Here is a 12,772-nt window from a genome sequence, read left to right as displayed (position 1 = left end):
TTGGGGCGGATCAATACCCGCCCCACGGCGCCAATCAGATACGCATGGGCATCACTACGGCCTTGAACTGGTCATTGCCCGGAATGGTGAACAGGGCAGAGGACATGGGCTCATTCAGATGAATCTCAATTTCGTCCACAGAGACGTTGTTGAGCACATCGAGGAGGTAGGTAACGTTAAAGCCAAGTTCCAGACTGTCGCCACTGTAATCGATTTCGAGTTCTTCCTGTGCTTCTTCCTGCTCGGCGTTGGAACTGATGATCTTCATGCTACCAGCTTCCAGCACAACGCGCAGCCCCCTAAATTTTTCGTTGGTCAGAATCGCGGCTCGTTGCAAGGCTGCCAGGAAGGCCGTGCGGCGCACCTTCACGAGACGCGGATTGCCTTGCGGCACAACGCGTTCATAGTCCGGGAACTTGCCATCGATGAGCTTGGTGATGAGTTCGATCGGGCCAAAACGGAACAATGCCTGATTGCCGGTGATGGTGATATCCACAGGCTCGTCGGAGTCGGAGAGCTGGCGCGAGAGTTCCAGCACCGTTTTGCGCGGCAGGATGACTTCGGTGCGCGGATGTTCGACTTCCAGGTTGGTGGAGGCCAGCGCAAGACGGTGACCGTCGGTGGCGACCATGCGCAATTCGTTCCCCAGCACTTGCATGAGCAGGCCGTTGAGGTAGTAGCGGATATCTTGCGCGGCCATGGCGTAGGCCACCTGGGCGAGCTGACGGCGGAATTCGCGCTGGCTCAGGCGCACATTCAGGCTGTCGCCTTCGTTGAGCTGCATGCGCGGATAGTCTGTTGCAGGCAGGGTTTGCAGGGCGTAGCGGCTTTTGCCGGCTTTGAGGGTCACGCGCTTGTCGTCCAGCACCAGGCTGATTTCGCCTTCAGGCAGTGCACGCAGAATGTCTTGCAGCTTGCGGGCGCCCAAAGTAATCGATGCATCCCCCGTACCACCTTCCACCACGTTGTGGGTGGTGATCTGGATTTCGATATCCGTGGCGAGCAGCGTCAGGGCGTCACCATGCTTTTCGATCAACACATTGGAGAGGATGGGCAGGGTATGCCGTTTTTCAACAATGCCTGCAACTGACTGTAGGGGAGCCAGCAAAGCATCCCGTGTTGTTGTTAACAAAAGCATTTATATATATCTCCTAATACTAATATACCTAGCACGTTTCTGTGGATAACTAGATTTTATCGTCTACTATCAACAACTTAACCCTGTTCATGACACTGTGGGGCACACCCTGTACAACGCTGTGAACAAAAGTGGACAATTTTTGGGCTTCAGCCAAAAAGTGTACTTGTTCACAAAACATCACCTGCAATACAGCCTGTTTGTCCACAAAACCAATGATGGGCGACGGTTTTTTGGACGCAAATCCAATTCAAACACTTTCAAGATTTTCGTCTGCACGGTCGTGAAACATTTTCCGTGAAACAAAATATACGCAACAAGGGTAACAGAGCAGTTTGGCAAACGGTATGTTTCCCGTCGGTTAACGTCTCAACTGTTCCATGTGCTTGTTGTTAACAAGATCTTCTATATATACCTAATACTAATAATACAGCGAAGACGTTTCTGTGGATAAGTACCTAAAACCTTTTAAATTCAATCGAATATAGACAAATAAGCTTTGTTGAAAGAGCTTGTATCGCGCTGTGAACAATTGGGGATGGTTTTTGGGAAAACTGTTTTTGGCCATGTTGTGCACATTTCCTCAAACAGTTTCCAGCCAGTTTACCAACAGCCCTTTAGCCCTTGAGAACCTGGATCAAAACGTGTAGATCGTGGTTAAGTTGTTGATCTCCAAGGCGAAGTTCAGCAATTGTGCGGCATGCGTGCAATACGGTGGTGTGGTCACGCCCGCCAAAGGCATCCCCAATGGCTGGCAAAGAGGCCGGGGTGAGTTCTTTGGTGAGGTACATGGCTACCTGACGAGGGCGGGCGATATTGCGAGTGCGCTTTTTGGAAAGTAGCTCGGCCAACTTGATTTTGTAGTAGTCCGAGACGGTTTTTTGCACCAGCTCGAAGGTGATCTGGCGGTTGAAGGCGGCCAGCAGGTCGCGCAGGGCTTCGCGGGCCAGTTCTAGCGAGATCTCGCGGTTGTGGAAACGGGCGTAGGCCACGACCTTTTTGAGCGCACCTTCAAGCTCACGGACGTTGGAGCGTAGATTCTTGGCGATCAGGAAGGCCACATCGTCAGGTAGAGGAATGTGGTCGATTTCCGCTTTCTTCTGCAGAATTGCCACGCGCATTTCAAGTTCTGGCGGTTCGATCTGTACCGTCAACCCCCAGTCAAAGCGGGAGATCAGGCGGTCTTCCAGACCCTGGATATCTTTCGGATAGGTATCGCAGGTGATGACGATTTGCTTCTTGGCCTCGGTCAAGGCATTGAAAGCATGGAAGAATTCGTCTCGCGTGCGTTCCTTGTTGCCCACGCCGAGGAACTGGATGTCGTCGATGAGCAGCAGATCCAGGCCACGGTAGTAGCGCTGGAACTGGTCAAAACTTTTCTGCTGATAGGCACGCAGCACGTCGGCAAAATAGTCTTCAACGTGAACGTAGCGCACCACCGTGTTCGGTTTGTGGCGCAGCACTTCGTTCCCGATGGCGTGCACCAAGTGGGTTTTCCCCAGGCCGACCCCGCCGTAGACGAACAGGGGGTTGTAGGAGATGCCGGGGTTGTTGGCAACCTGCATGGCGGCGGCCCGGGCCAGATCGTTGGCGCGGCCGGTGACCAGGGTGTCGAAGGTAAACGCCGGGTTCAGCCGGGTTTTTTCGTACTGCGAGCTGGCGGCCGGGTGGGCAGGGCTGACCGAGATGTTGGTCGGAATGCTCTGCTGGGCCGTAGCGGGTACGGATTCTTCCAGGGTGGGGGCGCTCACAGGCGCCGCCGCTACAGGTTTGGCTGTGGCGGGCGCAGTGCGGGCTGGTGGGCGTTTGGTGTTCTGGCCAAGTTCGAGTTTGATTTCTTTGGGTTCACCAAAGAATTCGTCTGACAGTTGCTGGATGCGCTCCATGTAGCGCTCTCGCACCCATTGGAGAACAAAGCGGTTGGGGGCGAAAAGCTGCAGGACGCCAGTAGCGGCGTCAGGCTGAAGATCGAGGGCACGAATCCAGGTGTTGAACTGCTGTGGTGGCAGTTCTTGTTCCAGGCGTTCGAGGCAGGTTGTCCAGAAAGCGTTTGTCACGTTGTGCTCAGGTTTGTAGCTAGAATCCAGGGGTGTGCACGGGCGACAGGGAAGGAATGGGAAAAACGGATCAATTGCGCCCAAAATTTAGCGCCTGCTGATGCGTTCTGCCCCGGCCCCCTCCGGGTGTCAGCCGCCATGAGGTCTACAGGCTGCCGACTGCGTGTGGAATCAGTCATGCAACCGGGTCTAGACTCATTTGTGCGCTGCCTGGCTGATTGAACTTATTCTACCACTTATCCCAGGTTTATCCACAGGAAGGATGAGCATTTGATGAGTGAAGTGCTTGACAGAAAAGGATTCTTCCTATTAAATCACGCGTTTCTGCGCCTTTGTCTGTTAGGGATTAAACATGAAACGCACGTATCAACCTTCGGTGGTTCGCCGTAAGCGCACACACGGCTTCCTGGTTCGCATGGCAACCAAGGGCGGTCGTAAGGTTATCGCAGCCCGTCGTGCCAAGGGCCGTCATCGCCTGGCTGTGTGAGCCAGCTGAAAACAGGTTCTGATATGGTGTCGAGCACACCGGTTGCTGGTGTGAAGGCTTCTGTTAAGGACCAGTCTTTCAAGGCTGTCTACCGATTGCGAAAAACGGATGAATATTCATCCGTTTTTTCTTTTCGGAAGTCGATTCGTGGCAGATACTTTGTAGTGCACTATCGCCCGGCGGGTGATGGGGCGCGGTTGGGTCTGGTGATTGGCAAGAAGATGGCTCGCCAGGCCGTGCTTCGCAATCTGATCAAGCGGATTGCGCGTAGCCGGTTTCGCCACCTGCGTGAAACGCTGCCGCACTACGATATTGTTCTGCGTCTGGCTGCGCCAGCCAAAGAGGCTACACGGGCGCAATTGAACGAAGATATTCTGTCGCTGTTCAGGAGGCTGAGTCGATGAAACGCTTGCTGATTGCCCCGTTGATCGGTCTTCTGACGCTGTATCGCTATGTGATCAGCCCGCTTCTTGGCAGTAACTGCCGCTTTTATCCCAGTTGTTCGGTCTACGCTATGGGGGCTCTGCGCAAGCATGGTCTGTTGACGGGGCTTAGGCTTACAATCTGGCGGGTTTTGCGCTGTAATCCATGGTGTGCTGGTGGGCACGACCCCGTCCCCTGAGCCATACAAATCTCCCATTTTCTGTAAAACCATTCAGTAAAACCATTCCTCCGGAATCAATTCATGCAGATGGATACTAGGCGTTTAATTCTCACAGGCGTGTTTGCGTTTTCGCTCGCGATGCTGTGGAACAACTGGAGCTTGAAGCACGCCCCAGCCAGGGTGGCCGCGACAACAGCTACGCAGTCTGATGCTTCTGGCATTCCCCAGCCGGTGGCTACTCCTGATGGCAAGGCACCTGCAATAGCCGCTGGAACACCTGCGGCGGGTGCAGTGGCGCTCAATTATGAGGCAGTGCCCAAGGCGATCATCAGAACTGACAACATGATTGCCACGGTGTCGGCACAAGGTGGTGACATCATCCATCTGGAGCTGACCAAGCATAAGGCGACCAACAAGAAGGCCACGGGCCTTGATGCGGTGATCCAGGGAATTCTTCACCCTGAGGTGGCCAAGCAGGAAGCTGCGCAGGATGTGGACAAGAACTATGTGCTGTTCCAGGAATCTGGTGAGCATACCTATGTAGCCGATTCAGGTGTGTTTGGCGGTTATCTGCCGAACCCGAATCGCCCTGTATACGAGCTGATTCCTGGGGATTACAAGCTCAAGGATGGCGAGGATAAGCTTGAAGTGCGCATGAAGGCGCCCGCTGTAAACGGCGTGACGGTGACCAAGGTGCTGACCTTCCACCGTAATTCCTATGTCATTGATGTGCGGCACGAGATCGATAACGCCAGCGGCTCTCAGGTTAAGACAACAGCATATTTTGAGTTCCGTCGTGATGGCAAGCCCGTTGAACACAGCACGGGCATGTTCGGTGGGGTGAGCACCTTTACCGGCCCTGCGGTATTTACGCAGGAAGGCAAGTTCCAGAAAATCAATTTTGAGGATATTGCCAAGGATAAGGCCAAGTATGTCACCCAGGCCAAGGATGGCTGGGTGGCGATGGTGCAGCATTATTTTGTGGCGGGTTACCTGCCGCAAGGTGATGTGCAGCGTGAATTCTTTACCCGCAAGATCAGTGACAACTTCTTTGGTGCAGGTGTAACGCTGCCTGTGGTGGTGGAACCGGGCAAGAGCGCCAGTGTGGAAATGCCTCTATACGCCGGGCCACAGGAGCAGGACAAGATCAAGGAACTCGCCCCCGGGTTTGACCGTGTGGTTGACTATGGCTGGGTGACGATCTTTGCCGAGCCGGTGTTCTGGCTGCTCTCCAAGATTCACGCACTGGTGGGGAACTGGGGCTGGTCGATCATTCTGGTGACGGTGGTGATCAAGCTGTTGTTCTTCCCCTTGTCCGCCGCCTCGTATCGTTCGATGGCGAAGATGAAGACCCTGATGCCGCGCATGAAGCAGATTCAGGAACGCTTTGCCAACGACAAGATGCGCCAGAACCAGGAGATGATGGAGCTGTACAAGCGCGAGAAGGTCAACCCGATGGGGGGTTGCCTGCCGATGGTGATCCAGATTCCGGTTTTCTTCGCGCTGTACTGGGTGTTGCTGGGCGTGGTGGAAATGCGTCAGGCACCGTGGTTGGGTTGGATTGTGGATTTGTCGGTGAAAGATCCGTACTACATTCTGCCGCTGATCATGGGGGCAACGATGCTGATCCAGACCCGTTTGAATCCCAGCTCGCCTGATCCGGTTCAAGCCAAAGTGATGATGGCCATGCCGATCGTCTTTACGGCCATGTTCCTGTTCTTCCCCTCTGGCTTGGTTGTGTATTACGTGGTCAACAACGTCTTGTCGATTGCGCAGCAGTGGTACATCACTCGGATGATTCAAGCGGGAGGCAAAGCTGCCAATTCGTGATGCTGACACCATAGCCGCCATCGCAACCCCTCCCGGAAGAGGGGGGGTTGGGGTGGTGCGCGTTTCAGGTAAAAATCTTGCCGGTTTTGCGCAGACGCTGACCGGCACTCAACCCAAGCCCCGCGTGGCAACGCTGGCGCGTTTCAAAGACGCGCATGGTTCAGCGTTGGACGAGGGGCTTGTTCTTTTCTTCCTCGGCCCGCATTCCTATACGGGCGAAGACGTGATCGAACTTCAGGGTCACGGTGGGCCGGTGGTGATGCAATTGCTGCTGGGGCGTTGCCTGGAATTGGGAGCGCGGCTTGCCAACCCCGGTGAATTCACCCAGCGCGCTTTTCTGAATGGCAAACTCGATTTGGCCCAAGCCGAAGGCGTGGCGGATCTGATTGATGCCTCGACCAGCATGGCAGCGCGCTCTGCACTGCTTTCTCTGTCCGGGCGGTTTTCTGAGGCGATCCATACTTGGCGCGACAAGTTGGTTGATCTGCGCATGCTGGTGGAAGCGACGCTGGATTTTCCCGATGAGGAAATCGATTTTCTGGAAGCCGCACGGGCTGTGCCCAGGTTGCATGCTTTGCAGAGCCAGATTACCGAGATTCTTGCCAAAGCCCAGCAGGGCAGTTTGCTGCGTTCGGGTTTGCATGTGGTATTGGCAGGCCAGCCGAACGTGGGCAAATCCAGTCTGCTCAATCAGCTCTCGGGTGAGGATCGTGCCATTGTCACCGATGTGGCGGGGACTACCCGTGATGTGTTGCGGGAGACGGTACAGATTGAAGGTATTCCTCTCCATATCGTGGATACCGCAGGATTGCGGGAGACTGAAGATACCGTCGAGAAAATCGGCATTGCCCGAACCTGGGGCGAGATTGCCAAGGCCGATGTGATTCTGCGTATGGTCGACGCCAACCATGGGGTGAGTGAAGAAGATCACGCTATTGATTCACGCCTGCCAGAAGGCGTGCCCGTGGTGTGGGTGTTCAACAAGATTGATCTGTCGGATACCTCTGCACGTGTGGAAAATTTTGCGGGTGGCAAGGCCATCTGGCTATCTGCGGCTAACGGGCAGGGTATCGATCTACTCCGGCAAACCCTGCTTACAATTGCAGGGTGGGAGTCTCGCGGCGAGGATGTGTTTCTTGCACGTGAGCGCCATTTGCAGGCTTTGCGTTCAGCTCAGTCTCACATTGCAACGGCCTTGGGCTGGTTGCAACAATTGGAGTTGATGGCAGAAGAACTGCGCTTGGCCCAGGAAGCCGTTAATACCATTACCGGTGAGTTTGGTGCAGACGATTTACTGGGGGTGATTTTTTCACGTTTCTGTATCGGAAAGTGATTCGGACATCATGGCTCAGTTCGAAGATCAACAAGGCGATGCACTGCAAATTGCCCATGAAATTGGCCGTATGTTGATAGCCTTGCGTATCGACTGGAACGATGCCAAGGAAATGCGGGCGATTGCACGGGAAGCTCTTGCCTATCACACTCATGGCAAACCCTCTGCTCCTCTACCCCGTACAAAGCTGGAATTGTTTGGCCTCATTGGCTTGATGCTCAAAACCATGGAAGAAGGGGCTGAGTTTCATCGCCTCATCCATGGTAATGATGTGTGGAAAGCGATGGCTCGGGCATTGTGGGAAGAGAAGACGGGTAGAACTGACAATATCAAGTAATGTGTAAATGTTCCACGTGGAACATTGTTTTTGGAAAGGCGCTGTCGGAATTAGCTGTAGCAGGTACTAAACTGAAAGCATGAATGGGTCGATTGGATGTCCATCATGCTTGAACAAGCATTTTCAGAGTATCTGCAGCAACGTCACTTGCCCAGGCTGGCTCGTCGGCGTGGCGGGGTCGGGCGAACCCGGGGCACCAGTCCTAATCAGATCGCTGTGCTGGTCGTGCGCGACCGCAGTGGAGCGACGGCCAACTTCCGTCTGGCCAAGTTGGATGCGCTCTACGTCATCGCCGCCCTGCGCCCGATCATTGCGCCTGACGCCGTGCTCTGTACCGATGGGGCCAATGTCTATAAAACCTTTGCACGCCTAACCGGCGTTGCGCATCGCGCTTTGAACGTACAGCAAGGCATTTGTGTCATCGACGGCGTCTTCCACATCCAGAACGTCAATGCCTACGACAGTCGACTGAAAACGTGGATGCGCAGATTCAACGGCGTTGCGACCAAATACCTCGACAACTATCTGGGCTGGCGCCGCCTCCTTGAGCGCTATCGGGACGCCATTTCTCCCACGCTCTGTCTCAACGAGGCGCTTGGGCGATGGTAGCTCAACAACTAATTCAGACAGCGCCTTTGGAAAGTCTCCAAACTTGTTCCACGTGAAACATATTATTCCCCACAGGTTTTCCACAGACCTATCCACTAGGCCCATTTAACACTGTGGCGTATCATCTAGGGCCGTCTTCTGTTTTTACCAAATCCCCATGTTGTATCCAGAATGTTTCGAAGTCATTGTCGTTGGTGGTGGTCACGCAGGTACTGAAGCTGCTTTGGCTGCAGCGCGTGCAGGCTGTAAGACCCTGCTGCTGAGTCATAACATCGAGACGCTTGGGCAGATGAGCTGCAACCCCTCCATCGGTGGTATCGGCAAGGGGCATTTGGTCAAAGAGGTGGATGCCTTGGGCGGTGCAATGGCCCAGGCCACTGACGAAGGTGGCATCCAGTTTCGCATTCTCAACAGCAGCAAGGGCCCAGCCGTTCGTGCCACGCGGGCACAAGCTGACCGGATTCTCTACAAGGCAGCGATCCGTCGTCGCCTGGAAAATCAGCCCAATCTCACCTTGTTCCAACAGGCTGTGGATGACATCACTGTTGAAGGCGACCGCGTGACGGGCGTGGTCACTCAGATTGGCTTGCGCTTTGAGGCACCTACAGTGGTGCTGACTGCCGGAACTTTTCTGAATGGTCTGATCCATGTTGGTCTGGAACACTACGCGGGCGGTCGTGCAGGTGATCCTCCTGCGATCAATCTTTCTCACCGCTTGCGGGAATTGGCTTTGCCTGTGGGGCGCCTCAAAACAGGAACGCCTCCCCGTATCGATGGCAAAACCATCGATTTTTCCGTGATGCAGGAACAACACTCGGACAAGCCCTTGCCCGTGTTCTCCTTCCTCGGCAATGCCGCGCAGCATCCCAAGCAGATGCCTTGCTGGGTGACACGCACTAACGAGCACACCCACGAAATCATCCGTGCCAACCTTGATCGCTCCCCCATGTACACTGGCGTGATTGAAGGGGTGGGGCCGCGCTATTGCCCGTCGATTGAAGACAAAATCCATCGCTTTGCCGACAAGGATGGGCACAATGTTTTCCTGGAACCTGAAGGGTTAACTACCCACGAAATCTATCCGAACGGGATCTCCACCTCGCTGCCTTTTGATGTGCAGCTCACCGTGGTGCGCTCGATGAAGGGGCTGGAGAACGCCCACATCCTGCGTCCGGGTTACGCCATCGAATACGACTTTTTCGATCCGCGCAACCTCAAAAGCAGCTTCGAGACCAAGTCTATTCACGGGCTGTTCTTCGCCGGCCAGATCAATGGTACGACCGGCTACGAAGAAGCCGCTGCCCAGGGGCTACTCGCCGGGATCAACGCAGCGCTGCAGGCACAAGACAAGGAGGCATGGTGCCCCCGTCGTGATGAAGCCTATATCGGCGTGATGGTCGATGACTTGATCACCCGTGGGGTGACCGAGCCATATCGGATGTTCACCTCGCGTGCCGAATACCGTCTTTCCCTGCGCGAAGACAATGCCGATCTGCGCCTCACCGAGCAGGGTAGGGCGCTGGGTCTGGTTGATGATGTGCGCTGGGAAGCCTTCAACCGCAAGCGTGAAGCCATTGAACGCGAAACCGCCCGCCTACGCGCCACCTGGGCCGTACCGCATAAGCTTGCCCAAGGGGAGGCCGAAGCCATATTGGGCCAGGAACTGGAGCGTGAATATCGCTTCACCGACCTGCTGCGTCGCCCGAATGTCCAATATGCTGATCTGATGAAGCTCTCCACCGCCCCGGCAGACCCGGAAACCGATCCGCTGGTGGTCGAGCAGATTGAAATCTCGGTCAAATACCAAGGCTACATCGAGCGTCAGCTCGACGAAGTGGCCCGTGCATCCACGCAAGAGAACACACAGTTGCCCGTCGATCTGGATTACGCCACCGTGTCCGGCCTGTCACGCGAAGTGCAGCAGAAGCTCGCTCTACACAAGCCGGAAACCCTCGGGCAAGCCTCACGCATCCAGGGCATCACTCCAGCCGCCATTGCCCTGCTGATGGTGCATCTGAAAAAGCGTGAATTGGCCGAGCGTGCCGCCCATAAGGAGCAAGCATGACGACGCCCCAGCGCTTGGCTGACGGCATCGCTGCCCTGGGTCTGGAGATTGATTCCGCCACCCAGCAACGTCTGCTGGCCTATGGCAGCCTGCTCATGAAGTGGAACAAGGTCTATAACCTCACCGCCATCCGTGATGAAGAGGCGATGGTAGACCTCCATCTGCTTGATTCCCTCGCTATCCTGCCGCATATCCAGGTCAGCCGGATTGCCGACATCGGCACTGGCGGCGGCCTGCCCGGCATCCCTCTGGCCATTTGTTATCCACAGATGGAAGTGGCCCTGGTCGAGACTGTGAATAAAAAAGCCAGTTTTCTGCAGCAGGCCAAGATCGAACTCAAACTGGGCAAACTGACTGTGCATAACATGCGCGTCGAGCTGCTCAAGCCTGCCCAACTTTTCCCTGCAGTGATTTCGCGTGCGTTCTCCAGCTTGCGAGATTTTGTCAGCCTTACCGATCACATGGTGGCGCCCGATGGTCTTTGGTTTGCCATGAAGGGCGTTTATCCTGACGACGAACTCACACAACTGCCCCCTGGCTTTGTGCTGCGTGAATCCCGCCGCCTGCACGTGCCCGGCGTGGATGCAGAAAGACATCTCCTGACCATTTCCCGGAACTGATCTATGGCCCGCATATTCGCTGTTGCCAACCAGAAGGGTGGCGTTGGCAAGACCACTACAACCGTCAACCTCGCCGCTGCCCTGGCTGCACATGAACAACGTGTCCTTCTTGTCGATCTTGATCCACAGGGGAATGCCACCATGGGCTCAGGTGTGGATAAGCGGGCGGTGGAAGCCACGGTCTACCACGTACTGCTCGGCCTCAAACCCCTGAAGGATGCGCGTGTGCGCTCTGAACACGGCGGTTACGACGTACTGGCGGCCAACCGCGATTTGGCGGGCGCCGAGGTTGAATTGGTGGGGTTGGATAACCGCGAAAAGCGTCTCAAGGACGAGATGGCCACCGTGGATGCCGATTACGATTTCATCCTCATCGATTGCCCGCCCTCGCTCTCCATGCTTACCCTCAATGGCCTGTGTGGCGCGCATGGGGTGATCATCCCGATGCAGTGCGAATACTACGCGCTTGAAGGTCTCTCTGATCTGGTCAACACCATCAAGCAGGTACATGCCAAGCTCAACCGCGATCTAAAGATCATCGGCCTGCTGCGGGTGATGTTCGATCCGCGCTCCACGCTCTCACAACAGGTGTCAGACCAGCTGGAAGCACACTTTGGCGACAAAGTCTTCAAGGCTGTGATACCGCGCAATGTGCGGCTCGCAGAAGCCCCTTCCCACGGCTTGCCCGGCGTGGTGTTCGACAAGGCCGCCAAGGGCTCTCAGGCTTATCTCGCATTTGCTACTGAGATGATCGAGCGCATCAAATCCATCTAATATCCGTATAGCCACTATGAAACCCAAAATGAAAGGCCTGGGTCGCGGCCTCGAAGCCCTGTTGGGCGGCGACACGCTTCCTGCTGAAAACGGCAACCTCACCACCCTGGCTGTGGATAAACTCCAGCCCGGCAAGTATCAGCCACGTACGCGCATGGACGCAGGTTCGCTGGAAGAACTCGCCGCATCCATCCGCGCCCAGGGCGTGATGCAACCTATCATCGTGCGTCCCGTCGGTGAAAACCGCCACGAAATCATCGCTGGGGAACGTCGCTGGCGCGCTGCCCAGATTGCCGAGCTGGATGAAGTACCGGTCATCATCCGCGAGATTCCGGATGAAGCCGCACTGGCGATGTCGCTGATCGAAAACATCCAGCGCGAAAACCTCAATCCGCTCGAAGAGGCACTCGGTATCCAGCGCCTCATCGACGAATTCGGCATGACCCACCAGCAGGCAGCCGACGCAGTGGGGCGCTCCCGCCCGGCCACCTCCAATCTGCTGCGTCTGCTCCACCTACCAGAGCCTGTGCGTGAACTGCTGATGGCGGGCGATATCGAGATGGGTCATGCCCGCGCCCTGTTGGCGGTCGACCCCGCACAACAGGTATTGCTCGCTAATCAGGTGGTGGCCAAGCGCCTGTCGGTGCGCGATGTGGAAAAGCTGGTACACGCCCAGCTCGACCCCAAGGAAAAAAGCCTCAAAGCCGCCCCCGAACCCAGCCGGGATGTGCAGCGTCTGGAAGAGGAACTGGCCGATCAGTTAGGCGCTGTGGTCAAGATCAAAGCCAACAAGAAAGGGGCAGGTGCTTTGACTGTGGAATTCGGTAGCCTGGACCAGTTGGATGGCATTTTGGCCAAGCTCAAAAAGTAATTTCATGCCTGAACGCGCCTTGTTTTCGTGATCGTATCGATTTGGAA

At 55.6% G+C, this 12,772-nt stretch carries 12 protein-coding genes and 1 pseudogene; 11 read left to right on the top strand and 2 right to left on the bottom strand.

The genetic code is table 11. The features are described from left to right. Positions 1-34 precede the first annotated feature (34 nt). Both dnaN and dnaA read right to left on the bottom strand, forming a co-directional pair. Positions 35-1,138, bottom strand: a complete 1,104-nt coding sequence (gene dnaN / locus B145_RS0102120) for a DNA polymerase III subunit beta (RefSeq protein ID WP_018604835.1) — start codon at positions 1,136-1,138, stop codon at positions 35-37. A gap of 617 nt (positions 1,139-1,755) precedes the next feature. Then, positions 1,756-3,195 carry a chromosomal replication initiator protein DnaA gene (gene dnaA / locus B145_RS0102110; protein WP_018604833.1) on the bottom strand — a complete coding sequence of 480 codons (1,440 nt, stop codon included), beginning with the start codon at positions 3,193-3,195 and terminating at the stop codon, positions 1,756-1,758. Between the two features lie 352 nt (positions 3,196-3,547). Between dnaA and rpmH the strand changes: the two genes are divergently transcribed. The 11 genes and pseudogenes from rpmH (at position 3,548) to B145_RS0102060 (ending at position 12,725) form a co-directional block, all read left to right on the top strand. Then, entirely contained in the window at positions 3,548-3,682 is a 135-nt protein-coding gene (rpmH, locus tag B145_RS0102105) for a 50S ribosomal protein L34 (RefSeq protein ID WP_018604832.1), read from the top strand. Further along, on the top strand, positions 3,679-4,086 hold the full coding sequence (rnpA, locus tag B145_RS0102100) for a ribonuclease P protein component (RefSeq protein WP_018604831.1): 408 nt from the start codon (positions 3,679-3,681) through the stop codon (positions 4,084-4,086). Before rpmH ends, rnpA begins: the two co-directional genes overlap by 4 nt. Beyond that, positions 4,083-4,304 carry a membrane protein insertion efficiency factor YidD gene (yidD, locus tag B145_RS27990; protein ID WP_083917570.1) on the top strand — a complete coding sequence of 74 codons (222 nt, stop codon included), beginning with the start codon at positions 4,083-4,085 and terminating at the stop codon, positions 4,302-4,304. The genes rnpA and yidD overlap by 4 nt, the downstream gene beginning before the upstream one ends. A 69-nt stretch (positions 4,305-4,373) precedes the next feature. Then, the gene (gene yidC / locus B145_RS0102095; RefSeq protein WP_026258743.1) at positions 4,374-6,116 is read left to right on the top strand and encodes a membrane protein insertase YidC; all 1,743 of its coding nucleotides are present in this window, start codon (positions 4,374-4,376) and stop codon (positions 6,114-6,116) included. Then, positions 6,109-7,449 carry a tRNA uridine-5-carboxymethylaminomethyl(34) synthesis GTPase MnmE gene (gene mnmE, locus B145_RS0102090; protein WP_425425540.1) on the top strand — a complete coding sequence of 447 codons (1,341 nt, stop codon included), beginning with the start codon at positions 6,109-6,111 and terminating at the stop codon, positions 7,447-7,449. Before yidC ends, mnmE begins: the two co-directional genes overlap by 8 nt. A gap of 10 nt (positions 7,450-7,459) precedes the next feature. Continuing rightward, on the top strand, positions 7,460-7,786 hold the full coding sequence (locus tag B145_RS0102085; protein ID WP_018604828.1) for a hypothetical protein: 327 nt from the start codon (positions 7,460-7,462) through the stop codon (positions 7,784-7,786). A 138-nt stretch (positions 7,787-7,924) separates the two neighbouring features. Further along, positions 7,925-8,451 (top strand): annotated as a pseudogene (locus tag B145_RS24095) (IS1595 family transposase); the annotation flags it as partial. Positions 8,452-8,552: 101 nt separating this feature from the next. Next, the gene (gene mnmG / locus B145_RS0102075; protein ID WP_018604825.1) at positions 8,553-10,460 is read left to right on the top strand and encodes a tRNA uridine-5-carboxymethylaminomethyl(34) synthesis enzyme MnmG; all 1,908 of its coding nucleotides are present in this window, start codon (positions 8,553-8,555) and stop codon (positions 10,458-10,460) included. Further along, positions 10,457-11,080: a 16S rRNA (guanine(527)-N(7))-methyltransferase RsmG gene (gene rsmG, locus B145_RS0102070; RefSeq protein WP_018604824.1), complete on the top strand. Its 624-nt coding sequence runs from the start codon at positions 10,457-10,459 to the stop codon at positions 11,078-11,080. The genes mnmG and rsmG overlap by 4 nt, the downstream gene beginning before the upstream one ends. A 3-nt stretch (positions 11,081-11,083) precedes the next feature. After that, on the top strand, positions 11,084-11,854 hold the full coding sequence (locus B145_RS0102065; protein WP_018604823.1) for a ParA family protein: 771 nt from the start codon (positions 11,084-11,086) through the stop codon (positions 11,852-11,854). 28 nt (positions 11,855-11,882) lie between these two features. After that, on the top strand, positions 11,883-12,725 hold the full coding sequence (locus B145_RS0102060) for a ParB/RepB/Spo0J family partition protein (protein WP_018604822.1): 843 nt from the start codon (positions 11,883-11,885) through the stop codon (positions 12,723-12,725). Positions 12,726-12,772 lie beyond the last annotated feature (47 nt).

The organism is Uliginosibacterium gangwonense DSM 18521 (assembly GCF_000373965.1).
GTDB lineage: Bacteria > Pseudomonadota > Gammaproteobacteria > Burkholderiales > Rhodocyclaceae > Uliginosibacterium > Uliginosibacterium gangwonense.
The sequence above is the reverse complement of the archived record's forward strand: the minus strand, read 5'-3'. Positions and strand labels throughout refer to the sequence as shown.

Bases quoted from the DNA above. Each gene is read 5' to 3' on its own strand.
- dnaN (WP_018604835.1), bottom strand. From the start codon at position 1,138: ATGCTTTTGTTAACAACAACACGGGATGCTTTGCTGGCTCCCCTACAG.
- rpmH (WP_018604832.1), top strand. From the start codon at position 3,548: ATGAAACGCACGTATCAACCTTCGGTGGTTCGCCGTAAGCGCACACAC.
- yidD (WP_083917570.1), top strand. From the start codon at position 4,083: ATGAAACGCTTGCTGATTGCCCCGTTGATCGGTCTTCTGACGCTGTAT.
- yidC (WP_026258743.1), top strand. From the start codon at position 4,374: ATGGATACTAGGCGTTTAATTCTCACAGGCGTGTTTGCGTTTTCGCTC.
- B145_RS0102085 (WP_018604828.1), top strand. From the start codon at position 7,460: ATGGCTCAGTTCGAAGATCAACAAGGCGATGCACTGCAAATTGCCCAT.
- mnmG (WP_018604825.1), top strand. From the start codon at position 8,553: ATGTTGTATCCAGAATGTTTCGAAGTCATTGTCGTTGGTGGTGGTCAC.
- rsmG (WP_018604824.1), top strand. From the start codon at position 10,457: ATGACGACGCCCCAGCGCTTGGCTGACGGCATCGCTGCCCTGGGTCTG.
- B145_RS0102065 (WP_018604823.1), top strand. From the start codon at position 11,084: ATGGCCCGCATATTCGCTGTTGCCAACCAGAAGGGTGGCGTTGGCAAG.
- B145_RS0102060 (WP_018604822.1), top strand. From the start codon at position 11,883: ATGAAAGGCCTGGGTCGCGGCCTCGAAGCCCTGTTGGGCGGCGACACG.